Source organism: Marinoscillum sp. HNIBRBA16962 (assembly GCF_057801515.1).
On sequence record NZ_CM173603.1, the window covers coordinates 3,182,064 to 3,206,713 of the forward strand.

Here is a 24,650-nt window from a genome sequence, read left to right on the forward strand (position 1 = left end):
CAATCAAAAACTCAGCTAAAATAATTCAGGACTTTGAACAAAAAAGTATTTAACCTCAGGAAAGGTCAGTCTCTGGCTCCGGTAAATAAGACCTATGATGCCGGAAGGGTTACTCTTGGGATCACCAGGTATGAAACCCCAACTGAAACTGGTTTTTGGCACACCCATGAAAACCCTTTTGTCAGTTTGGTCCTGCACGGAGGGAACCTGGAATACCGTGAAGGAAAAAAGATTGAACGAACCAATGGGTCCATTAACTTTTACCATGCTCATGAACCTCACCGAAACATCTACAAGGTTTTTCCTTCCACACATATCAGCCTTGAGGTAATTCCATCCTTCCTGTCGCAATACGGTTACAACGAACACGATCTGGATTCCACTTTCAGACATCACCAGGCACCACATCCCCTGATCAGATTGTTAAGTGAGGCCAGCTATGGTGATGCTTCAGTTCCCACTTCAGTGGAAATGCTGCTCCTGGAACTAATGGGAGATACTGAAAAGCTGAAAGGCACTAAACCTGAAGAATGGACCTTGAAAATGAAAGATATACTTCATGACCGGTGGAAGGAAAACATTTCACTTGACGAGCTTTCAAAGCTAGTCAACGTACACCCTACAACCATCTCAAAGCATTTTCGAAAGTATTTTGGGAGTACCTACGGCGAATACTGCAGAAAGCTTAAAGTAGATAAGGCCATTAGCATGATAAAGTCTCATAACCACAGCCTCGCCGAAATTGCGTTTCATTGTGGATTTTCAGATCAAAGTCACTTTATCCGAGTATTTAAATCTGTTACAGGATTCCTGCCCAGGGCGTTTATGAAAATTTAGACGGAGGCAAATTCTGTTCTATTTTTCACCTGATCTCTTGTGTTTATTTGCAGAGAAAAGAATTAATATGGAAAAACGGGCAATCAATACTTTTCTGATCTGCATGTTTCTGATAATAACAATAGCATGTAATCCGGATCAGAATGCTAAAAGTAAAGGTGGTTACAATGCACAATGGGTAGATAGTCTGGTTATTGCGTATAAGCATTTTCACACAGATCATGATGTAGCTGCAGCTAACAAACTTTATAGGGCTGCGCAGCTAATGCCTGAAGAAAACCCGGAAATATACCTGGTGGTTGCAACGATCTATGCTCCGGCTGATAAACATGATAAGGCATTTGATGCTATCCAAAAAGCTATAGAAGCCGGATTCAAAGATCCTGAATTGTTGGGATCACTGACCGAACTAAAGGCATTGCATGAAGATCCCAGATGGGAGTTAATGATTCAAAAGGCCGGTAAAAATCATCAACAGCAACTGGATTACATCGAAAACCCGGAGCTTCTTTCACTTTTAAAAGAAATGTGGAAAAATGATCAGGCGGCGTTACGCTCATACGAAGATAGCATGAGGTCGCTGGGTAAGCAGGCACGTTGGGCCGATCACCAAAGGTTCTTTCAACCTGTGGAGCAAATATGGAGGGATAACAAAGAAAAACTTGATAGTATTATCGAAAAGCACGGTTGGCCGGGATACCGCCTGGTAGGGGAAGAAGGAGCTAAGATAAGCTGGGCCATACCACAACATCATCCTGATATTTTCTTCAAGAAAAAGTGTCTTGCGCTGATAGAGCAGTCATTGAAAAAAAATGACACGGATCCTAACTTCTATGCCGAGCTCAATGATCGCATCGCTCGTGACACCTGGCAAAAACAGAAGTATGGCGCCAGCATGAATCGTAAAGCCCCTCACCCTATTTCGGACCCATCCCACGTTAATCAAAGGCGCTATCAACTGGGCTTGCCGGAACCCATTGAGGTCTATGCCCTTTACCATGGAATCACTTACCATGAGCCTGACGATAAAAAAGCTAAAGAGGATTCTTTATATGCCTATGAGTCGGCCCAAAAGTTTTATAAAAAATTTAAAGTCCAGCTCAATAGCACAGAGGAAGATTCGGCTGTATTGTATTTACAAAAAGCAATTGATCATTATGGTGATATTTCTAACGATCAATTGTTTCAGGCTGCAATCCAGCTTGCTGGTATTGGGTATGACAGAGCTGAAAGACTTGCAGCAAGAATATTAAAAGTCCTCATTTGGAGAAGGTGGGAAGATAGAAACATGATTTTAGAACAAACTGAATTTCAAAACCTTCCTAAAGGTCAATGGAAGGAGATCAAACAATTACTCAGCAGAAGCACTCAACAATGACTCCAGAGCTTCTCAGGCCGTAGCTTTTTAACACTAAAACATATTTTCTACCACTGGAACAAATACTAAATGATCAGTATGCCAGAAGCTACGTACATATAGTTAAGTTTATTTATAAATTTCAGAATCATAAAACCAAAGATTCAGTCTAACGAAGGATGAAAAACCTTCAATGCTTAAGTAACTCAAAAAAATACAATGACGGGAATTTTAAAATTTAACAGGAACCTGATCACTTTTGGCATACCCTTATCCTTTTTAGGGGTCTTGATTTTTCTAATGAGGTCACCTTTTCTGACAGGAAACAGCGTGCTAAGCTTTGCGGTCACGGTTGATTTATTGATAACCATTCCACTTGTCTATTTTCTGCTTATTCGTAAAACACAAATTCCTGCCACCACCGTGATCCCTGTTATGATAGCGGGATTAATAATTGGTTCATATTTCTTACCAAAGGATAGTCAGACTTACTTAACAATATTCAAAACCTTGGCCTTGCCGGTAATTGAAATATCCATACTGACTTACATGATCATTAAAGTCCGCAGGGCTATTAAAAAGTATACGCTTTTAAAGAAAGCAGCACCAGACTTTTTCAATGCTTTGAAAAGCACCTGCTATGAGTTTCTCCCGAAGAGACTCGTAATGCCGATTGCCACGGAAATAGCTGTGATCTATTACGGTTTTATTACCTGGAAAACCCGGCAACCTCAGGAAAATGAATTTACCTACCACAAAAAAAGCGGAACCCCTGCACTATTAGGCGCTTTTATCCTGATTATTGGAATAGAGACGGTTGCTGTCCACTTCTTGCTTGCTCACTGGAATATAATTGCAGCCTGGGTTTTATCAACGGTGAGTATTTATACTGCCATTCAGGTTTTAGGTGTAGCAAAATCACTCTCCAAAAGATTGGTTTCCATCAGCCAAAACAGTTTGATTTTAAGGTATGGTATCTTAAATGAAGTTGAGATCTCATTTTCAGACATTGATAATATAGAATTTTCAAGGAAACCACTAGCTAAAGATGAATTAACAACAACACTTTCGCCTCTGAGTGAAATAGAAAGTCACAACATGATAATTCACTTGAACAGAGAGAGGGAACTCGTTGGCATTTATGGAGTGAAAAAGAAGTTTAGGGTCATAGCACTGCATATAGACGAACCAAAAGGTTTCATAGAAAAAATGGGAAAGGCATTACGCTAGTACATATCTTTTAAACGAGGGACTATTTGGACCACTTAACTTGCGACTGACTTACCTACTGACTATAAAGATGAGGAGACCCTCATACGTCATAAGCAATCACAGCTTACTCCGCCACTTCGGGTTGAAACTTACCATAAACGGCATCACGAAAGCGCTTATGCACAATTCCCTGAAACGGAAATACCTGGACGAAAAGTACGGCGGTCAGCTCATTTTCCGGATCCACCCAAAACAACGTGCTGGCGGCTCCATCCCAGAAAAACTCCCCTACCGTTCCATTGTTTTCTTTAGCAGATTTTGGAGGAGCGGTACGAACAGCGAAATCAATTCCAAAGCCCACCTGACCTTTGCTTGGTAGCCAGAGACTATCCTCAACAGCTGGTAAGTGATTGGTGGCCATCAGTTTGACCGTCTCAGGGTTGAGGATGGTCGTATCGTTGTAGGTTCCCTCGTTGACCAGCATCTGAGCAAATTTCATGTAATCATCAATGGTTGCTTTCAACCCCCACCCACCGGGTTTCATAGGCCAGTTATCATAATTGATCGTGTGTACCTGCTCATCCGGAACCCTGTTCAGGCTACTGTCTGTTTTGACATAGATCGCTGCAACACGGTCTCTCTTCTCTTCCGGCACGTAATAGCCGGTTTCGCTCATTCCCAGTGGGTCCAGTACAACTTCCCGCATGTACTCGTCGAAAGGCTTACCGGTTAGTTTCTCCACAAGGTATGCCTGCACATCTACGGAGATACCATATTCCCATCGCTGGCCCGGCTGATAGCCCAGTGGTATTTTGCTCAGCTTTGCAGCCATGTCCGTCAGTGTAGTTTCCATATTCAGAAGATCAGCATCTCCGGTCACCTTGTCCAGCCCCAGATCAGATCGCCTGGAAAACCCGGCAGTATGCCGTGTAATATCCGCTATCGTGATCGGTCGGTCAGCTGGTTCAAGGATCATTTCCCCTGAGTCATCCAGTCCGGTAACTACCTGCATATTGGTAAACTCGGGAGCATATGTAGACAAAGAATCCTCCAGCTGAAAAGCACCATATTCGTACAAAGTCATCAGAGTTGTCCCCGTAATGGGTTTGGTCATGGAGTAGATTGTAGCAATCGTGTTTCTGGCCATGGGAACACCAGCTTCCCGGTCTGCATAACCGTAAGCATTGAAGTAAGCTTCTTCACCCTTCTCAAAGATCAGCGCTGAGGCTCCAACCACGATGCTGTCAGCAATGAAGGACTGAAGCACGGAATCAAGGCGTTCCTTAGCTTCCTGATCAATAACAAGGTCCTGGTCCGATACATCCGTTTCTTTAGGTTGTTGACAAGCAACAAGGACAATAAGCAGATAAAAAATGTGAGTTGACTTCTTCATTATTCTAAAACCATAAAACCATTACGAGCTATATATATCTTTTTATTTAGCCAAAAAAGGTATTCCCTACCCCTCCATTTCTTCCAGCTCTCGTCCTTTCGTTTCATAAACGAATTTGAAGACAAAGAAAACAGAGAGTATCGCACCCAGGGTATAAATGCTGTAAGCAAACGACAGCCCCATGGACCCGAGCAACAACGGAAATGTAAGCGTAACCAGGAAGTTAGAAAGCCACTGGGCGAGACCTGAAACCGCCAGCCCGGACCCACGGATCTGGTTAGGGAACATCTCTCCTAACATTACCCACATCACCGGTCCCCAGGAGAAGTTGAAGAAAACCACGTAAAGGTTAGCCGAGATCAGCGCTAACAGCCCCATAGAATCGCTAAGTTTCAGAGTGGTCTCTCCTGTTGCCGGATCCGTCACAAGCATTCCTGTAGCAAAGGCAATGACCATCAGCGCCAACGTGATCGCCATCCCAATGGAGCCAATAACCAGTATGGGTTTTCGTCCCATCCGGTCCACACACAGTAAAGAAACAACCACCGCTGCTATACTCAATGCTCCGGAAGCCACATTGATCAGCAAGGCATCACTTTCTCCGAACCCTACAGCCTGCCACAAAACAGCTCCGTAATAAAATACCACATTGATCCCTACAAACTGCTGAAAAGTGGCCAGACCAATACCGATCCATACGATCGGTCGGATCTTACCCTTCACTTTATCATAAAGGTCAGACAGCTTGGGTCGGTGTTTGTCTTTTGCAAGTGAGGCTCTGATATCATCAAGCTTACCCTGACCTACACCACCACCATAAAGCTTACTAAGCACCTTTAACGCAGCTTCTTTTTTGTCTTTAAACACCAGGAACCTAGGACTCTCCGGAATGAAAAGCAGGGACAGTAAAAATACAGAAGCCGGGATCAGCTCCACCCAGAACATCCATCGCCAGGTTTCATAATTCATCCACAATACATTCTCTGCCGAACCGGAAATATCTGCCAGCAGATAGTTGCTTAAAAATGACATAAAAAGGCCTGAGATGATCGCTACCTGCTGTATGGTAGCCAATGCTCCACGATACCTCGCCGGAGCGACCTCCGCGATATAGGCTGGAGCCATTACCGAAGCAGCTCCTACAGCCAGCCCTCCTAAAATCCGGTAAAAAATAAACTCCGGGGATGTAGTAGCAATACCTGATCCCCAGGCTGATATGATAAAAAGAATAGCAGAGAGGATCAGCATGGATCGCCGACCATATAAGTCCGCCAGGCGTCCGGCAAAAAAGGCTCCGACGGCACATCCAAGAAGCATGGAAGCTACATTGAAGCCGCTACCCAGATTATCTGCATCGAATGCCGACTCCAGGCCTTTTACCGTACCATTGATAACACCACTATCATACCCAAAAAGGAATCCTCCTAAAGCAGCCACCAGGGAGACGATAATGATATACAGATTATTGGTTTTTGAAGATGTTTCCAAGACTATAGGTTCAGGTTAGTTTTAAAATTTCAGCCAAATATAATAGGGAAAACGAGACAAAAGGCAAGGATGATGGAAATTTCACGATCGATTGATGGTGTAAATATTCATCTCTCCGGCGGCCCCACCAGCTCGATAAAAATCCCATCCGGATCCTGAATAAATACCAACTGGTAGCTATCCCGTTTGACCCACCCAAGTTTTTCAATACCCGCTTCTTCTATCCTTTTCAGGACCGGCTTCAGATCCTTGAAATGCAGCGTGAGATAGTTTACTCCAGCATACCCGTCTACTCCGGTTTGCTTCGGTCTGGGCTCCATTTCGTCAAAATGGGCCAGCTTTAATACAGTGGCTGTATTCCTGGAAACCATTTTAAACATCTTAACCGCGAAAGGCTTATCATTGGCTGCTCCCGCCTCCCTGCTCCACTGGGAATCCAGACTGAAACTTCCCGCTGGTTCCATACCGATAACTTCCGTATAAAACTGCTCGGACTTTTCAATATCCGAAACCACCAGACCAATAGCCATAACGCCCAGGTCAGCGCTGGACTCCTGGGAATAACCGGACATTACACAGAAAAAGAGGACAGTCAGGATAACAGTATTTTTCATTATTCAGAGGTTTGGTTTGATGTAAATTACCTGAATTTAATGATTTGCCGCATTTCAAAATTCTTATCTTAGCTCTTCATTTTCAACAATACCTTATTTGACATGAATCGAACACGGCACACATCATTATTTTTCCTATTATCACTATTGGCCTTCACATCGCTTTCACAAGAAGCAAAGACAACACGGCAAATATGGCTGGACCATATGGACAAGATATCGAGACCTGTTTTGTCCAACCTGGCAGAAGATCAGCTAAAGGCTGAAATGCCTGTAAACCTTCCCGAATCATCAGACAATCCGGAGCATCGGGCTAAGGTAGCTTATCTGGAAGCTCTTGGTCGCACACTTTGTGGCATTGCTCCATGGCTCAATGGTGAGGGAGGAACAAAAGATGAAATTGCACTTCGCAAACAGTATCGTGAATGGACTTTAAAAGCCATTGCCAATGCAACAGACTCCACCAAAAACGATTACATGGTATGGGAAGGCGGTCAACCCCTCGTGGACGCTTCTTTCTTTGCCCAGGCACTGATCCGCTGCCCCTGGTTGTGGGAAAACCTGGATGAAACCACGAAACAAAATGTAGTTTACTGTCTAAAGAAATCCAGAGCTACCGTCCCGGTCTATTCCAACTGGATCCTCTTCTCCAGCATGGTGGAGGCCTTTTTCTGCAAGTATGATCTGCCCTACGATCCGGTCCGCATCGAGTATGGATTTCGTGAATTCTCCCAGCATTGGTATGTTGGGGATGGACTGTTCTCAGACGGCAATAAATTTGCACTCGACTATTACAACAGCTACGTTATTCAGCCCTACCTGATGGACATCATGGATGCTGTCAGTCCGAAGGATCGCCGATTTAACTGGTTCAAAGATGAGCTGAGCCGGATCAATTCACGCTTTGCAGAGATCCAGGAGCGGTCCATCAATCCGGATGGCACTTTCCCGGCCTACGGAAGATCCATTGTGTACCGAACCGGAGCTTTTCATCACCTGGCCAACATGGCTTTATTGAAAAGACTACCCGAAAGCCTCTCTCCTGCCCAGGTGCGTAGTGGACTTACGGCTGTGATGGATAAAGTGCTGAGTGCACCCGGTACTTTTACAGAAGACGGATGGCTAACGATAGGGCTTTATGGAAAGCAGCACAGCCTGGCCGACTTCTACAACAACACCGGTAGTTTGTATTTGTGTTCAGCCATCTTTTTGCCTTTAGGGCTACCAGCAGATGATCCGTTCTGGACAGCACCGGATGAAGCATGGAGCTCCAAAAAGATCTGGAGTGGCGAGAATGTACAGCATGGGCATTGATTGTCCGGTAAAGAAATCTGACTTGTGCAGTAGACTCCGTTATCTTGGAGGACGTAGTTAACAGTTATTTATTTAACAAATGAAGAGCATAAGGGAGATAATTCATAAACATTCAACCGGAAAAAAGGTCCTGGTGCTTTTTATCCTGACAAACCTGGTCTATGCGATTATGCTGTTAGTAACCATTCCAAAAACAATGGGTTTTTCAAATGGGATGAAACTGCTGGATATGATGCCAACAGGATATGATCCGGAATATATAAATGCTCTTTTCGAAGCATTAGGAGAAAAGGGACGGTATGTCTATCTGTATAACCAGCTGCCCGTTGATATGATCTATCCATTTCTCTTTGGAGCCAGCTACTGCCTGTTGGCCGGATACTTTTTGAAAAAAATAGACAAATTAGATACACCGTTTTTCTACCTGTGTTTCCTGCCTGTAATTGCTGGAATATCAGATTATTTGGAGAATTTTGGGATTATCACGATGTTGAACAGCTATCCTGCTATGTCACAACCGGTAATGAAATCCACAAATATTTTTTCAATCACAAAAAGCATGACAACTACGGTCTATTTTGTAGCATTGATTATTGTCCTTTTAACACTCGGAATAAAAACAGCAAAAAAGAGAAAAGCTACGATTTAGTGAAGGACGATTATCATTTCATTTAAACGTATGTTCCTGATCATATCCAATTTTAGTCAAATGCCAGTAATTTTCTTAATGAATAAGCTGAATATGCCATCCGTTCATATCCTACTTATCTCATTATTGATGACTTCCTGTAATTCAGGGCAAGACCCCGCCCAACCGACTGATTGTGCGGATATAAACCTGAACAAAAACCTGAAATATGAAGACATCATTGGCAGTATATATCCTGAGTTTCTGCTACAAACCACTGAGCAGCCTGACGGGAACGGCGCATTGTCGAGAAATAAGGATGGGTACTTCAGTGTAAGGTTTCAGATAAATATACCTAAACTAACAGATGTGGCCATTGCACTGGAAAGACCTGATGCCCTGGTGGAGTATAGCAAAGCATTAGCCTATGCTTTTGATCATCAGAACCCGGACGGGAGCTATGAATTGATTCCACCGGAAGAATTGATGAATCCGCCGACCAGAGGGGACTCTGTGAGTGCTATTGCCTTTTTTGGTTATGCTTTGAGCATTAGCCTCAATGCTTTGGACAATTCGGAGTGGTATAAAAACAACGATGAAATAGCCGAGATCAAAAGTGATATTGGGTCCTATAAGCAGCACATAGATAAAACATTAACTTTTCTCATGGAGAATGAGTCCATTCTGAGGCAGGTGGACGCTGAAGCTCCAAACAGGTTGCTTTTTGATGCCATTGCCATTTATGGCCTTGGGAAATATACCGGGAATACGGACGCCCAATCACTGGCAGTGGAATTTTTGAACCATGCACTTAGCCTGACAAGTAAAGAAGAGGGGTATTTTATAGAAGGTGGTGGCTGGGACAGTAGCTATAACGGAGTGGCTGTTAAGCTGGGACTCGAGCTATTTACCATGCTACCTTCTGATCATCCAACCAAAGACCTGTTAGGAAACCATCTTACCTGCGCTACAAAGTGGCAGGAAACAAGAATTTTAGCTAGTGGTGAGATATCAACTGAAGGAAATACCCGCGTGTATCCTGGAGGCGAATCATTTCTTGGTAAAGAAAAAGGTGTGGATGTTGAAAAAACGGTGAGAGCATTCTACTACTTTTCGGTACTTACGGGTGAAAAGGAATATCAGGAGTTGACCGATAGAATATTGGATTACTATCAGTAAACAAAGTACAATTACAACCATAAAAGGTATTATTGAAAATTGATTTTTAACCTGAAAACTTGTGATGAAAACTGAATTCACCTGAAAAAAAGGCGTCTTTTCCGATCGTTACAGCATTTATAAAAATGGGGAATTGATTGGCACACTTAGGGACCGACCTTTCTCTCAAGTTGTTTACATGAAGGTTATCCGGGAAATCCCTCCTTCCACTCAGAATCTCCTGAAAGGGACTTTGAAGAATACAAGAAAAAGCACTCTCTGCTGGCTCTGATCCTCTGTTCAACAGCACATGTTACAGAGTGATTCATTTTATAAAATTCATTCTACATTTGTAGAATTAAATACAGTTTCTATATTTGTAGAATAACATCTATATCTATAGAAGGAATGCGTATAAAACTTTCACAAAAAGAAGAGCAACTCATGAACCTCATCTGGCAGTTGGAAAAGGCCTACATGAAAGAGATCATGGATGCTTATCCAAAGCCAAAACCCGCTCCCACTACCTTGGCCACTCTTTTGAAAAGGCTGTCTGAGAAGGGGGCAATTGGTTTTAACCTGACCGGTAATTCTCGCCAGTATTACCCATTGATCAACCGAAATGAGTACTCCTCTTCTTACCTGAAAAACATGATATCCACCTTTTTTCAGGGGTCCGCTGGCCGGTTTGCTTCTTTTTTTACTAACAATATCAGTTTGTCCAAAGAGGAACTCCTGGAGCTTAGAGACCTGATCGATCACAAAATTAAAGACACAGAAAAATGATCCTTTACATCATCCGCTTTAGCCTCTCACTCGGCATACTTTACACTTTTTACAAGTTCTTTTTGGAAAAGGAAAAAGGGTACACCTTCAATCGCTATTACCTGCTTTCGGGAATCATTGTCTCGATGATCATACCACTTGTTTCAATGGGTGGATCCGAACCGATCAAAAACTTTATCGGGCAGAGCCAGCCAGGTATTGAGCATAGTCTTCTCCCGTGGGAAACCGGGATCACTTACACCTATCTGGCAATTACATTCGTGTTGTCTGTACGATTCACCCATGATGTCTCTGCTCTGTTCAGGAAAATCAGGGGTGCTGAACGTCGTGTATTTGACAGGGCTACGATAATCCTTACCGAAGAACCCACACCCCCCTACTCTTTTCTGAATTATGTGTTTATCCACAAAGACCAGTTTGAACATATCCAGCCGGAGCTATTGAGGCATGAGCTCACCCACGTACAGCAGTGGCATACACTGGACGTGTTTTTGATCGAGCTGGTAAAAATATTTTTCTGGATCAACCCGTTGCTGTCCGGATATAAAAAAGCCATGCAGCTGAATCATGAGTTTTTGGCGGACCACCACGTAATCACCGAGCACCAAAATGTGAAACGCTACCAGGAAATACTCCTCAGCTACTTAAGCAAACCCAGGCCCATAACCGTAACCAGCGGCCTGAATTTTTCACTCACCAAAAAAAGATTCTCAATGATGACAAAGAAGAAAAATAAAACCCTGCTGATCAAGCAACTGCTTGTCATTCCAGTCTTTGTGCTTATCATCCTGGCATGCTCGGACAATAAAGGAGTTACCGGAAAAGAGATGCTCCACTACTGGCGCTATACAGCCAATATGGAAGAAATCCTGAAAACAGGAACGATGAATGAGGAAGACCTGAAAGAAGGTGTGATCAAACCAATTGAAAACAGGGAACAGTATGACCAGCTAATAGACATCTACAGTCGAATGAATAAAACGCAGAAAGAGTCCGTCTATAAACTTCCACCGTATTTGGAACCTGTGGAAAGCAATTAATTCCCCATTCAGAAATAGTACCTGATTAACATTCGAGAGCCTGTAATTCCATTCTGCAGCCAGCAGAATAACAGCCCTCTTATGTCCATATTTTAAACGATTTGTAATTATTTTAAACAGTAGAAAAATGAAAACCACCATTCAAAAAATAGCCTTTTCAATTGCCTTGCTAATTTATTCATTACTTGGGCTATCCCAGGACAATGAAGACCCTACGTATTTATACCGGACCGGAATAAAGGCAAGCCTGCATTCCAAAATACTGGGAGAACAACGAGACATTTGGGTACATCTCCCGGATAATGGCAACCTGAAGCCAGGTGTTAAATACCCGGTGGTTTATGTGCTGGACGGCAGTGTGCAGATGAGCGCTTTGACGACCGTCTATGAATACTACTGGGGCAATTACCTACCCAAAATGATACTGGTAGGTATCTCGAACCAAAGTAACAGAACACGCGATCTAACTACCTCAAAGGTGAATATGGGAAAGATGAAAACCGGTGGAGCTGAGAAATTCACCAGATTCATTGAAGAGGAACTGATCCCGTATGTGGATACCTCCTATCCAACTGCTCCTTTCCGTACGCTGATCGGCCACTCTTATGGCGGGCTATTCACGATTAACGTGCTACTCAATCATTCCAGGCTTTTTAATCATTACATCGCTATTGACCCGAGCCTGGACTGGGATGATCAAAAGTTTCTCCGCAATGCTTTGGACAAGCTTGAAAAAGAAAACTTTCCCGGCAAATCACTCTACTTGTCACTAGCCGCACCACTGGATAAAGCCAATGAAGCGCTGGGGTTGGAAGAAGTCATGGAAAAAGGATCCGAGCATTCCATCTTCGCCCGGTCGGTTATTGAGTTTGCTCAAGCCGCAGAGTCCACAAAACAGAATATGCTAAACTTCTCCTGGAGATACTACCCTGATGACATTCATGGCACAGTAGCCCTCCCATCTATCCTGGATGGATTGCGAGAACAGTTTAAGTGGTATCAGCTGAAAGATGCCTCCAAATACAATGACCCTGGAACCTCTTTACAGGAGTTAAAGGCACTGATCACCGAACGGGAAAACACCTTATCCGAGCATTTCGGATACCCGGCTCCTCCTGCAGATGAAGAGCTCCTGACTATGGGCGGACAGATGTTTATGCAAACGGGACAAGCAGAAAAAGCCAAATTATTCTTCGAACTAGGGGCTGAATATTATCCTGAAAGCCCCGGTGCACGTGAAGCGTTAGCAGAGTTCTACCACTCACAGGGAGATAAAACCAAGACCATCGAGCAGCTCACCAAAGCCTATAAGCTTAGCAAAGATGAAAAATACAAACATCAAATTGATGAACTTAATGCCCATTAGCAAATAACAAGCAATTCATACTTACGTGTATTTTCATTGCGTTGTAACCTTTGTTCTAGAGGTTATAACGTTTTTTTCGTTTAGGAGGAGTGAACCCGCTTATAGCGAGGACTCTTCAAGGATCGAGGGGTGAGCGTCGGTAAATCAGGAATGTATTAGTTTCTTATAGACACTAATTAAAGGCAGACAAGATCCTGCCAACTATATTAAGCCTGGATGGCATCCAGCTCTTGCTATAGTAGCCACCTGTAAGCAAAATGACCGCATCCAGACCAGGCACTACCACGATCATCTGACCACCGTTGCCTCTACCAAAAAAGGCCGGGATTTCCACACCTTGTACTTCCCAAGTGTTGACCCACCAGAGATAGCCATAGCCAAATCTACGAGATGAAGTACTATCATAGGGCTGTGTAGCTTCGGTTATCCATTCTTCGGAAACCAGCCGCTGACCTTTCCAAACTCCGTCATTCAAAATAAGTAAGCCAAACTTCAGGGCATCTCTGGGTATCATGCTCATCTGCCCACCGGCACTTACTCGTCCATCACGCATGATTTCCCAATTGTAATCTGTAGCCCCAAGCGGCCCCAGGAGATACTTATGGGCAAACTCCTCAAAAGGCATACCTGTAGCATTTTCCACCACCACCCCAAGCGTTATTGGCGCTCCTGTGCAATAGGAAAAAGGCGTTCCGCCAGATGGTAACACAGGCAGGTCAAGCACATATTTGATCCAGTCCTCATTAGGATAAATGTATTGCTGGTTTCCAGGGGAATTTTCACTGTCGTCATTACATGCTAACCCGGTACGCATTTGCAGAAAATTACGGATAGTCATTTCTTCCTTGTGTTCATGCCAGTTGTCGTAAGATTCATAATCAAAAAAACTAAGGATAGGTTCGTCTACGCTTTCTATAAACCCTTTGTCAATGGCTATGCCCACTACCGTAGAGGTAATACTTTTAGTAGCTGAGCGGAGGTCTTGTTTTCGATATTTGTTCCAGCCATGGTAGTATGATTCATGCACAAGCTTATTATTCCTGGCAATCAACATCCCACGAAAATAAAACGATTCATTCTCCTGCAAATAAGCCACTATATCGTGAATGGCAGACTCATCTATACCTTCAGCTTCCAGGGTTGACACCTCCAGCCCGTCATTGAGCTGTTCCGGAGGTTGTATATTTTCTTCATAGGTCAGGATGTGGCCTTCTTCCCCCAACAGTGCTTCATCGCATGAAGTGCAAAAAACACAAAGCAGCAAGGTTAATTTGAAAAATCGCATCATTTTTTGGATTTAAGATGAAACTGAAACCCGACCGTAAGCCCACTCGAATAAAAATTGAGCGGTTCAAGGTCTTTATTGCTCACGTATCGAAACTGATAGGCCGCACTTAGCGATGCGTGCTCTCCAATTCGATAACCGTATCTCACCGTAAGCTCCGGCATAGCCCATGGCCGAAAAAATTTAAACTGACCTTGCTCAAAGAGAATCTCAAAGATGTTTTTGTCAATCCATGCCCATTCTAGCTCCTGGTTTATACCATCCTCGTATTTCGATCTCCTGACCCAGCCAACTACCGGAATGACAAGGGAAATATCCACCCTTCCTTTTTTACCCAACCGCCTGCTTTGATGCAAAAAAAAGTTTAGCGTGTGGTTAAAGGTGACTGTAACGTTACCTGTATACCAGGCAGTTGAACCCAGGATATCCTCAAGAATATAATTCGCTGAGCTTAGCTGACCACCCAGGTATAAGCGCTGTATGCTATCAGCTAGTGAATAGCTGGCCACCTGCTTTCCATAACTTACGGCCAGCTTGGCATAGTAATTATTCGCTTCAAGCTCCGTATCAGAAGTATGGACATCACCCTTACTTCCCTGAAATGAAACATTTAAGAAACTGGCAGCTTTCACTCTTTCCCAGGAGGTATAAAGATAAAAATTTGTCCCCGTGTATTTTAGCCGGTTATTTGTGTAAGCTTCATCAATCAGGCGGTCATGCGTAGCACCGGCCAGAATGGACAATTGGCCGGACTGAGTTTGCCCTGCGCTTTTATATACACCAAAGCCGGTCAATAATATAACCAGCAAGAAATAGCCGAACTGGTTCATAATCAATAAAGGTAATGATTAAGGTACTAAAAAGCAGGGTTATGATTATTACAGGTGATTAAGAGGCCTTCCCTCAAAACAAAACCAGACATCACTCTGAGAGGCCAACCTCCTTAGAATGAGGCCGCAAATTGGTTAATGACGAAATAGTAAAAACCTGAAATACAGCATGTTCTGCAAATGCTTCATCAAGTAGTAATTAAAGATACCAAGCGGACGAAAGTGTAAAGGACCCTTCATTCCTTTTTTAACACATCTACCGGATTAACACGAGTGGCTTTACGTATCTGGCCGATAACAGAAATAAGGATGCTACCAATCGTAACTCCTAACCCCATAACAACGGGAATCGCTCCCAGGGGCTTGGAGGTGGCAAAGAAAGATTTTACAAAATCCTGCATCAGGATAATTCCCAGTGGTGCCCCCACTCCAAACGCAATAACCATAATCCACATAAACTCACGGTTTGCCAACATAATAATATCCTTCTCGGAAGCTCCCAGGACCTTTCGAATGCTAAACTCTTTCAACCTGTTTTGCAGGGTAAATGCCAACAAACCATATAACCCAAGACAGGACAAAAAGATGGTCAGTACAGAAAGCGAAACCATAAACCAAATATTGGCATCTACATTCGCATAATGGCCGTTAAATGTATCTGCCTGAAAATAGCTCACATACGGGTCAAAAGGCGCTACCTCTTCCCATTGCTCTGCCAGAAAATCATTCACTTGAATCAGCTTTTCCTGAGTAGACTTTATCACCAGAAAATTGGGTTTCGAACCGGCAAACGTAAAGAGCATTGGTCGCTGGATATCCTGATCGAAAAACTCGTGGTACACATTTTCAACCACACCGATCACTGTCCTTCGTTTTCCTTGAAATTCAAATGACTGACCGATAGGCGTTCTCCAGTCCATCTGTTCTACAAATAATCGGTTCACTACAACATTCTGCTGATCTTCCTCTTTCTCAAAATACCTGCCTGATACTAAAGACAAACCCATCAGGTTCAAATAACCTTCAGATACTCTATAGTTAAGTACTTTAAAGGGATCTCCCAGGTGCTCGAACGAAACCAATGGATTTTGAACTCCCAAATGGCCGTAGGAAGCTGAAACCAACTGAATATCTGCATGCATAGAAGCCACAGACTTCATTTGCTCCAGTTGTGATTCATCACCAATCGGAATGGATAAGATTCCTTTCGGATCATAGCCCCAGCTGATATCTTTGACATAGTCAGCATTATCAGTAAACACAAAACAACCAAGAATGGTGATGAACACCAGTGCAAACTGGATTGTAAGTAGTATCCTGCTAAAATAGTTTTTGCCTTTAAGGTGCTTTTCACCTTTGAAAATTTTCAAAGACTGAAACCTGGAAATGTAAACCGCCGGATAACTACCTGATAACAGCCCCAACAACAGAAACAACCCTACAAAATACATGACAGCTGTTGGAAGTGATGAAAAGGAGAAAGGAATAGCTATTGGCGACAACTGATTAAAACCTGGTAGTAACAAAAAGTAGCAAGCGGCTACACCTAAAACCATAGCTAATGCACACGTCAAAAAGTTTTCAGTTAAAAATTGCTGCGCAATCCCAATCCGCGAGCTGCCCAGGACTTTTCTTACACCTATCTCTTTTAGTCTTGTTGTGGCTGATGAAATGGCAATATTTACATAGTTCAAACATGCAAAGAAGATGAGCAGTATGCCTGTTACAGCTATCCCGATCGTACCGGTTTTGTCATTACCATATACCACCTTTTCCCGGATGTCACCCCTGTTGCTCAACTCATGGAAGGAGATCAACTCAAACTTGTTAACTTCTTGCTTCGTATTGGCTTTGTTTTGAGACTCAAGATATGTATCCAACATAGATGATAAATACGACCTATCGCTATCCTGATCCAGTAAAACAAACGTTGCCTTTGCTTCATCAATCCAGTTAACCCGTGCATTTTCCAGTTTGAGATACGTATTGAAATTCAACAAAATATGTGGCCTGAACGTGGTATTTGCCGGAACTTTCCCAAATACCCCACCCACAATAAAGGATTTTTTCTCTTCACCAAACTTAAAGTCCAGGCGCTTACCTATGGGATCACTCCTGCCAAAATACTTGGTGGCCATCTCACTACTGATAAACACATCATTATCAATGAATTTCTGTTTTTGACCTGTCAGTAACGGGAAGTCAAACACCTCAAAAAATGCCGGATCTGCAAATTGAACACGCTCCCGAAATACATTGGCACCAAACTTCACATTTGCATTTTTATAGTGTATCCGCACAGATTCCTTCACCTCCGGCAAGTCTTCCCTGACCCTCTCTGCAAGGATAGTGGGTGAAGGCCCGTATAAGACCTCATGTTGATTATCATCAATATGACTAACCACCTGATAGATATTACCCAGGTCCGCGTGGATCGAATTGAGGTTAAAGAAAAAGTCTGCGAACAGAAAGGTGGTAATGGCGCAACCGACTGAAAGGCTCAACCCCGAAATATTGATCAGTGAATTGCTCCAGTTTTTTCGGAGGGTTCTCAACCCTACTTTTAGATAATTACGGATCATGATTGTTTGGTTTAAAATTGTTGGTCTACGAAAATTTGACGGTCGGAGAAACCGGATCACATCCCAGTAAAATGCCCTATTAGCATACCCAACACCCTTTTCGCACACTCTTTGAGCAAATAGCTCATAGATATCTCCCTGTATGAATTCAAACAGGTCTTCCCGACAAAACCATTTCAGCAGCCGGTCGGGCCATTTGGGAGGTTTGTGGTCCATGGAATTCATGATAGATTAAAACCGGGGATCCGCTGATACAGGCTGTTCCGTAGCTGAATGGAATGCTCCAGAACCCGCTTGCCTTCGGCAGTGATGAAAAACAATTTCTTTCGCCTCCCTCCTCTTTCCGATGTTGCTCCACCGATCTCTGACCGGACAAACCCTTTCTTATGTAAGCGCTTCAATACCTCGTGAACCGCACTGATATTCACATTCCGCTGGGTTTCCTTTAGAATAGCGTCACGTATGGAAACACCATACGCCTCGTCTTTTAAGATCCCGATGATCAAAAGAACCAGTTCTTCAAACTCTCCGATATTTACCCCTTTTGAATGGCCCATTTCTTAAATATAGATTCTATACAAAAGTAAAAGTAATATATTTATTTCACTTTTGTATAAAAGGCCCTCTACTACCTGATAATCAATGCTTAACTTTACACTTGTTAGTATAAGAACGAAGCGTAGGACAAGATTTAAAATGTGAATACCAAATGCGTTTGTCTTATCTCAAGTATTTGTCTATATGAAAAAACAAGAATAATTTAACGCATGGACCAAGAAAAAGCCTACTCCTTGTTGAATCGTCAACTAACGGATATTCTAGCAACTGCCGAACGAATCATTAATGGAAACGACTCAGCTGAAGAGATAGAATCCTTTGCCAGGTACTCTCTTGAACTAAAGAAATATGTCAGCGAACGAATTGAAAATGAAGAATTCAAAAAGGCAGCTAACGAAATACCGGACATTAACTACAAACGAACTCAGATTCAGATTTGGCAGTATTTAATACTACCTGTCTGGTGGATCAACATTTATAAAGATTATCAGGCAAGACAAAAAACTAAGGAGGAAGTGAACCTAGTTCGAGGAAAGTTTGCAAGTCTTCAACTCTTAGCTAAAAGTCAATTGAATTAATAAAACTTATGAATGAATAGGGTTTTATTGGTCAGGATACTATGGTCGGATTGGGAAGCCACGAATTGTAAATTTAAAATGTGTGGCTCGTACCAGGGCCATTTATGATGAGATTAATTCTAACTGTACTTCTTTTAAACTCAATGGTGGTTCTTGCGCAAGAGCAACGAAGAGAAGAATGTCTTCCGGTACTTGACTCATTAACAAATCAAGTGGTTTATAGAATTACCGATGTACCTCCCAAAGTAAATGGAGGAATGATGTAATATGGAGCACATAATAGGAGTAATATTTATTATTGGAATTGTTGCACTGATTGCAACAGTTATCAAATATCCTAAAGATGTAGCCAGAGGAATTCTTGGCACTTTATTACTCCCCTTTAAACGAATTTGGGATTTTGTCCGATTAATACTATTTCCTTTCGAATTACTGATTCTGTTTATTGAAGATAAGCTAGGAGTGATTTACCTGACTAAACTTATTAATAGAGAAGCTTCAGGCACAAAACAGAAAACGAAGGAACGAAAACAGGTCAATTTCCAAAACTTCAAAAAGTACATAGTCGTAAATTCAACCTCCAAACAGATAGAGGATGAACTCAAAGAGGCTGATGAGTACTGTCCGGAGGTGAACATCGAACGACTAAACACCTCAAGAACTAACAAATACTCTGTGATAGAAACACCTGAGAACGGATTTTACGGTTACAACTTTTTGATCCAATGGCTAACAGACAATTTAAAAGGACATGAGATTGTTGGATTTGCCTCGAACGGACGAACAAAATTCATAACCATATCCAACACGAACGGAGATAACGACTTAATTGGGCGAACGAACACCGGAAAGAAATTTTGGGTAAGCCTGTATGATGATCTGGACGACAAACAGTTTTTGCGTTTTAACGATGAACTCGAAATGGACAGCAATTTGACAACAGAGTCTTTAGAGAAAATGGTAAAGAACGCCATATAACCGAGTAGACGACTCCACCAGCGATAGCTGATGGAGTGCCTCTTCCCTGTTGTTCTAAATGGAGTGTTTTTATTACGGTACGACGCATGGATCAGTAAAAACAGATTGCTCTTCTGATCCGGAAGCCCGGCTTTTACCGGCCACTTAATTCACTCAGCTTCTTTCCCCGGAGCGACTATAATATTTCTTGCGGTTCCGGGATTTCGGAGCTCCGTTTTGATTACTTCTTCTACCCCCACCATTATTCTTTGGTGCAGGCGCCACGTTCGGGTCGAAACCTTTGGTCGTTACACTTTGGATGTTTTGACTGGTCAGCTTCTCTATTCCCTTTAGGTAATCGATTTCGTCTCCGGCTACAAGCGATATGGCCACTCCGCTGGCTCCTGCTCTGCCCGTACGACCAATTCTGTGCACATAATCCTCAGCGATATTGGGCAGCTCGAAATTGACCACATATGGGAGCAAAGGAATATCCAGCCCTCGCGCTGCGATATCGGTGGCTACCAATACACGAACACTTCCATCCTTGAAACCGGCCAGGGCCCTTGTTCGGGCTCCCTGGTTTTTGTTCCCATGAATTTCAGCTGCCTTTAACCCGTTTTGGTTCAACTTTTTGCCCAGCTTATTGGCTCCATGCTTGGTTCGGGTGAAAATAAGCACCTGACTCCAATTACCATCGGCTATCAGCTTAATAATGGTATCATTTTTTTGCTCCTTGTTGACGAAAATGACCCGTTGATTGATCTTTTCGACCGTAGTGTTTTCCGGAGTTGCCTCTACTGAAACAGGATTATGAAGCATCTCCCGGGCCAGGCCTTTGATTTCTTTAGAGAAAGTAGCTGAAAACAAAAGGCTCTGGCGTTTTTGAGGGATAAGCTTGATGATCCTGTTGATGTCTCTCACAAACCCCATATCCAACATGCGGTCAGCTTCGTCTAACACCAGTATTTCCACTTTGTCTAAACTCAAAACGCCCTGACTCTGAAGGTCAAGCAGGCGGCCTGGTGTAGCAATCAAAATATCTACCCCCCGCCGTAGCGTCTTAATCTGAGGCCCTGCCCCCACTCCACCAAAGATCACGGTTGACCGGAGATGTAGAAACTGACCATAGCTGACCACATCCTCATGAACCTGAGCGGCCAGCTCTCGCGTAGGGGTCAGGATCAAAGCCCGAATATGCGGCTTGTTCTTCTGTGGACTCTCCGACAGAAGCTGCAGCATGGGGAGAGCAAAACCTGCCGTTTTACCCGTACCTGTTTGCGCGGAGGCAAGTATATCTTTTCTTTCTAAAACTCTTGGAATAACCTTTTCCTGTATAGGTGAAGGCCTAGTGTATCCCTTTTTGTTGACAGCATGCAACAGGGACTGGGACAGCCCTAATGATTCAAATGACATAAAGATTTTTTATTCCCAAAATCGGGAGTTTGCGATTGAGCGCTGGACGCACCCTGCCAGTCGTGTAGTCGATTAATTTGTTTGGCTGAATTCCGGATAAGAATTGGATATTCTCATCGAATGCGTACTGAATTCACGGCAAAGCTACATCTTTTTTATTTAATGGCTTGAAAAAAACGGAAAGTGGCTTTTGGTTGCACCGTGTCGTTTGCGGAAGGAATTTCGATTTTTGGCTTTAAAAGAGCATTTTGACCAGTACGATATTTTTTACTGATCCTTGATGACATAAGGTTGTCACTATAAGGAATACGTTTGTATCAAATAGGTAAAAATGACAAATGCAATTCACTGGTTTGGAATCCCGACATTCCGCAAGAGCAATGAGGTTCTATTAAGAAGTTTCAAGTAGAGATGGAAGCAATGCTTAAAAAGGAAATCGAAACATATTGTCCTAAGAGCCGAACAGATTGGCGAAAATGGTTAGAAAAAAATCATCGGTCAAAACAGTCTGTTTGGCTTGTTTGTTTTAAGTTATCAACAAAAGTTGCTTCTGTTAGCTGGAGTGAAGCAGTTGATGAAGCGCTTTGCTTTGGGTGGATAGATAGCACTAGAAAGACTATTGACCAGGAAAGGTATATGCAATATTTCAGCAGAAGAAAACCTGAGAGCACATGGTCAAAAATAAACAAAGAAAAAGTTGCCAAACTCATTCAAAACAACCTAATGACAAAAGCAGGTTTTGACAGCATAAAAACTGCTAAACAAAATGGGACATGGTCACTAATGGATGATATTGAAAAATTGATTATACCGGAGGATTTAAGAATTGCATTGAATAAAAATGAAAGGTCAATGCAATTTTTTCAGAGCCAGTCAAAGTCCATTAAAAAAGCCATGTTGCATTGGGTGGTAACTGCTAAAAGAATTGAAACAAGAAAGAAGAGAATTGCAGAAATAACACGATTGGCTGCCAAAGGAGTAAGACCAAATCAATTTAGATAAAAAAACGGCTTGCATTCGAGTAGATGGCCCCACCAGTGGTACTGATAGGATACGCCTCTGGTACGCCAGCCGACGAATGCTTACGACGAAGCTTTCGTAAAAGAAGATTTTTCCTCCCCTCCTGCGTCATCATCAGAATGACGGAAGGATTTAAAATGAGTTATTTCTGTCCTAACTATTGGGGTATCATCAATCCGTAGGCGTACTGACAAGGTCGCTATCAATACTGTCGGTTGTTTGATTCTAAAAAAATTACTTTTTTAGGCATTTATTGAGTTCATTGACTAATTTATAAACCAACGTAATCGGATTCTTATTTGCATGATTTTCCTCACTTTCATGCGATTGAGCAAGCTTTTGGGCATTAGCAATACCAGTCTCCATTCTTTCTAATAAAATACCATAAAGACTTTGCGATATTTCTTTTTTCTTGCCCTCCTTCTGGTAATTCCACCCAAAATGTTCACTTAGAATCTTATAGTATTCGTTCCTTGTAATAGCTACTTCTAGATATTGAAAATGTAAGATGAACCATAGTTCAAATGAATCATTCGAGTACGCAACTTTCAATTGATTCTGTTCTGCAATTTCCACTGCTCTATTAAAGTCCTCTGCCTCATTTGGTTGACCTTTCGCATCATAATCAAAAACACACCATATTTGACGATCCTGGTCATAATTTCTTTGTCCAGGAAGAAACTCGGTATCTGCTAGACGCTGAATAACTTCTTCGATTAATGCTGTTTTTGATCTACCAAGTCCAATTGCTTCCACTTTTGATTCGGTATTTACCGGAAAGCTTTTGAAGTACTCCGGCTCGGTATTCTCTCCTTCACAAAAGATTAAAAATATATTTCTTAATTCAAGTTCTTTGGTAGTTCTCCTTACGTTAGCCGTTCTGATTGCCCATGGTTTGTTCTTATCGGTTTTCTTAATGTATACCACTTTTGAATTCCGATTAATTCAACACTTTGTCAATATTTCCAAGGTATGGAATTGCCCCATACTTTCCCTTGATATAATCCTTTTCATAAGAAGCATCATTTCGTATCCCTTTGAAATCATATAATGAATAAAAACAGGTCTCGAACTTAGAATTCTTTTCAGCAAAATAGATTTGATCACGTCTTAATAAATCAGGATCTAAAAGATTTGTATCATGTGTAGTGAATACCAACTGAGCTCCCTTCTTATTCAAACTTGAATTAAACATTTCAACAATCTTCTTGGTCAAACTTGGGTGAAGCCTAGCGTCAAACTCATCCAATACTAAGGTCAGTCCATTGTTTAAAGCTCTTAGAATTGCTCCTGCGTAATTAAATATTTTTCGTGTACCTTCCGATTCGCTCCCATCCATAGGCATCCTAAATGTACCTGTAGGATTACCATTATCGTCAAATACTGGTCTTTTGGATAGAATTAGTTTTTCAATTCTTTTTTCCTGATCTAACTCAATTTCCTCTTCAGATATATCATCAATCCCAAAGTCTGCAACATTTAAAAGTTCAAGAATCTTGTTCTTAAGACTCTCAATTTTCATCATACCTAATGTTACTGTTCTTAAACCAAAATCAGTAACTCCTCCACTAATGGCAATATTCTCAACAAAATAGTCCTTAATTCCTTTGCTAATAGTACCATTGAAAGTTTTTACAACATTTAGAAAAAGGTTTTGAGGGATAGTTTTATCTTCTAGATCTTTACCTTCTTTAAATTGATTTATGTTTATCTGAATCTTATCTAAATCTCTTTTAAAATAGTAAACTTCTTTTTTTTCTGCTAGTCCAAACAACCATTCGCTAACAATTCTCTCTTGATTAAATTCAAACCCATATCTATATTTTTTACCATTTTGAATGAATTGAATTTGAAAATATGTTGGATCTCCAATAGAATTTTCATTTAATGCAAATGGATCATATAGAGTTTCCAAAAGCTTTTCATCTTTCATCAAATCCCTTGTAACAACTAGCATATGAATCATTGCTAATATCATATTACTCTTGCCACTTCCATTAGCTCCATAAATAGCAGCGCATTTCAACAAATTCAATTCGTTAGAATACTGAATTGTGTTAGAATGATCAATGTTCTGATTTCTTGATTTAAGAGGTGCTGCTACCAAGCTTAAAGTTTGTAGCTCTCGAATTGATCTGAAGTTTTTAACACTAAATTCTATTAGCATTACTTTAAAATTTGTGGTTTTTTCTCAAATATATAATTTAATATATTACATTGTACTATTTATT

The 24,650-nt window shown here is 42.0% G+C and carries 22 protein-coding genes; 12 read left to right on the forward strand and 10 right to left on the reverse strand.

Annotation, left to right across the window (positions count from 1 at the left end; genetic code table 11):
• Positions 1–33 precede the first annotated feature (33 nt).
• From AC3E9V_RS13320 to AC3E9V_RS13330, 3 genes are all read left to right on the forward strand, one after another.
• Positions 34–837 (forward strand): helix-turn-helix domain-containing protein, encoded by an 804-nt coding sequence (locus AC3E9V_RS13320; protein ID WP_488748619.1) that lies wholly within the window; start codon positions 34–36, stop codon positions 835–837.
• Between the two features lie 67 nt (positions 838–904).
• Positions 905–2,215 (forward strand): DUF6624 domain-containing protein, encoded by a 1,311-nt coding sequence (locus tag AC3E9V_RS13325; RefSeq protein WP_488748620.1) that lies wholly within the window; start codon positions 905–907, stop codon positions 2,213–2,215.
• A 402-nt stretch (positions 2,216–2,617) separates the two neighbouring features.
• A complete protein-coding gene (locus tag AC3E9V_RS13330) occupies positions 2,618–3,424 on the forward strand; it encodes a hypothetical protein (protein WP_488748621.1) in 807 nt (268 codons plus the stop codon).
• Positions 3,425–3,530: 106 nt separating this feature from the next.
• Here AC3E9V_RS13330 and AC3E9V_RS13335 read toward each other — a convergent pair whose 3' ends face one another.
• From AC3E9V_RS13335 to AC3E9V_RS13345, 3 genes are all read right to left on the reverse strand, one after another.
• Positions 3,531–4,799, reverse strand: a complete 1,269-nt coding sequence (locus AC3E9V_RS13335; protein WP_488748622.1) for a serine hydrolase domain-containing protein — start codon at positions 4,797–4,799, stop codon at positions 3,531–3,533.
• Between the two features lie 66 nt (positions 4,800–4,865).
• Positions 4,866–6,287, reverse strand: coding sequence for a sugar porter family MFS transporter (locus AC3E9V_RS13340; RefSeq protein WP_488748623.1), 1,422 nt, complete (start codon positions 6,285–6,287; stop codon positions 4,866–4,868).
• A gap of 107 nt (positions 6,288–6,394) precedes the next feature.
• A complete protein-coding gene (locus AC3E9V_RS13345) occupies positions 6,395–6,901 on the reverse strand; it encodes a VOC family protein (protein ID WP_488748624.1) in 507 nt (168 codons plus the stop codon).
• 102 nt (positions 6,902–7,003) lie between these two features.
• Here AC3E9V_RS13345 and AC3E9V_RS13350 point away from each other — a divergent pair, with 102 nt between their 5' ends.
• From AC3E9V_RS13350 to AC3E9V_RS13375, 6 genes are all read left to right on the forward strand, one after another.
• Positions 7,004–8,215, forward strand: coding sequence for a DUF2264 domain-containing protein (locus tag AC3E9V_RS13350; protein ID WP_488748625.1), 1,212 nt, complete (start codon positions 7,004–7,006; stop codon positions 8,213–8,215).
• A 79-nt stretch (positions 8,216–8,294) separates the two neighbouring features.
• On the forward strand, positions 8,295–8,864 hold the full coding sequence (locus AC3E9V_RS13355; RefSeq protein WP_488748626.1) for a hypothetical protein: 570 nt from the start codon (positions 8,295–8,297) through the stop codon (positions 8,862–8,864).
• 78 nt (positions 8,865–8,942) lie between these two features.
• On the forward strand, positions 8,943–10,022 hold the full coding sequence (locus AC3E9V_RS13360; RefSeq protein WP_488748627.1) for a hypothetical protein: 1,080 nt from the start codon (positions 8,943–8,945) through the stop codon (positions 10,020–10,022).
• A 387-nt stretch (positions 10,023–10,409) separates the two neighbouring features.
• Positions 10,410–10,787: a BlaI/MecI/CopY family transcriptional regulator gene (locus AC3E9V_RS13365; RefSeq protein WP_488748628.1), complete on the forward strand. Its 378-nt coding sequence runs from the start codon at positions 10,410–10,412 to the stop codon at positions 10,785–10,787.
• On the forward strand, positions 10,784–11,827 hold the full coding sequence (locus AC3E9V_RS13370; protein ID WP_488748629.1) for a M56 family metallopeptidase: 1,044 nt from the start codon (positions 10,784–10,786) through the stop codon (positions 11,825–11,827). Before AC3E9V_RS13365 ends, AC3E9V_RS13370 begins: the two co-directional genes overlap by 4 nt.
• 127 nt (positions 11,828–11,954) lie before the next feature.
• Positions 11,955–13,193 (forward strand): alpha/beta hydrolase, encoded by a 1,239-nt coding sequence (locus AC3E9V_RS13375; protein WP_488748630.1) that lies wholly within the window; start codon positions 11,955–11,957, stop codon positions 13,191–13,193.
• 172 nt (positions 13,194–13,365) lie between these two features.
• Here the strand turns inward: AC3E9V_RS13375 and AC3E9V_RS13380 are convergent, their stop codons facing one another.
• From AC3E9V_RS13380 to AC3E9V_RS13395, 4 genes are all read right to left on the reverse strand, one after another.
• Positions 13,366–14,481: a serine hydrolase domain-containing protein gene (locus tag AC3E9V_RS13380; protein ID WP_488748631.1), complete on the reverse strand. Its 1,116-nt coding sequence runs from the start codon at positions 14,479–14,481 to the stop codon at positions 13,366–13,368.
• Positions 14,478–15,308, reverse strand: a complete 831-nt coding sequence (locus tag AC3E9V_RS13385) for a hypothetical protein (RefSeq protein WP_488748632.1) — start codon at positions 15,306–15,308, stop codon at positions 14,478–14,480. The genes AC3E9V_RS13380 and AC3E9V_RS13385 overlap by 4 nt, the downstream gene beginning before the upstream one ends.
• 236 nt (positions 15,309–15,544) lie before the next feature.
• On the reverse strand, positions 15,545–18,106 hold the full coding sequence (locus tag AC3E9V_RS13390) for an ABC transporter permease (protein ID WP_488748633.1): 2,562 nt from the start codon (positions 18,104–18,106) through the stop codon (positions 15,545–15,547).
• 5 nt (positions 18,107–18,111) lie between these two features.
• The gene (locus tag AC3E9V_RS13395) at positions 18,112–18,447 is read right to left on the reverse strand and encodes a PadR family transcriptional regulator (RefSeq protein WP_488748634.1); all 336 of its coding nucleotides are present in this window, start codon (positions 18,445–18,447) and stop codon (positions 18,112–18,114) included.
• A gap of 210 nt (positions 18,448–18,657) precedes the next feature.
• Between AC3E9V_RS13395 and AC3E9V_RS13400 the strand changes: the two genes are divergently transcribed.
• Both AC3E9V_RS13400 and AC3E9V_RS13405 read left to right on the forward strand, forming a co-directional pair.
• Positions 18,658–19,026, forward strand: coding sequence for a hypothetical protein (locus tag AC3E9V_RS13400; protein ID WP_488748635.1), 369 nt, complete (start codon positions 18,658–18,660; stop codon positions 19,024–19,026).
• A gap of 267 nt (positions 19,027–19,293) precedes the next feature.
• Positions 19,294–20,004: a hypothetical protein gene (locus AC3E9V_RS13405; protein ID WP_488748636.1), complete on the forward strand. Its 711-nt coding sequence runs from the start codon at positions 19,294–19,296 to the stop codon at positions 20,002–20,004.
• Between the two features lie 153 nt (positions 20,005–20,157).
• Here the strand turns inward: AC3E9V_RS13405 and AC3E9V_RS13410 are convergent, their stop codons facing one another.
• Positions 20,158–21,399 carry a DEAD/DEAH box helicase gene (locus AC3E9V_RS13410; RefSeq protein WP_488748637.1) on the reverse strand — a complete coding sequence of 414 codons (1,242 nt, stop codon included), beginning with the start codon at positions 21,397–21,399 and terminating at the stop codon, positions 20,158–20,160.
• A gap of 411 nt (positions 21,400–21,810) precedes the next feature.
• On the opposite strand from AC3E9V_RS13410, the gene AC3E9V_RS13415 reads away from it, so the two are divergent.
• Complete coding sequence (locus AC3E9V_RS13415; RefSeq protein WP_488748638.1) at positions 21,811–22,401, forward strand: YdeI/OmpD-associated family protein; 591 nt, start codon at positions 21,811–21,813, stop codon at positions 22,399–22,401.
• A 252-nt stretch (positions 22,402–22,653) separates the two neighbouring features.
• Here AC3E9V_RS13415 and AC3E9V_RS13420 read toward each other — a convergent pair whose 3' ends face one another.
• Together AC3E9V_RS13420 and AC3E9V_RS13425 are read right to left on the reverse strand one after the other, a co-directional pair.
• Positions 22,654–23,346, reverse strand: coding sequence for an RloB family protein (locus AC3E9V_RS13420; RefSeq protein ID WP_488748639.1), 693 nt, complete (start codon positions 23,344–23,346; stop codon positions 22,654–22,656).
• 13 nt (positions 23,347–23,359) lie between these two features.
• Entirely contained in the window at positions 23,360–24,586 is a 1,227-nt protein-coding gene (locus tag AC3E9V_RS13425; RefSeq protein ID WP_488748640.1) for an AAA family ATPase, read from the reverse strand.
• Positions 24,587–24,650: the final 64 nt, after the last annotated feature.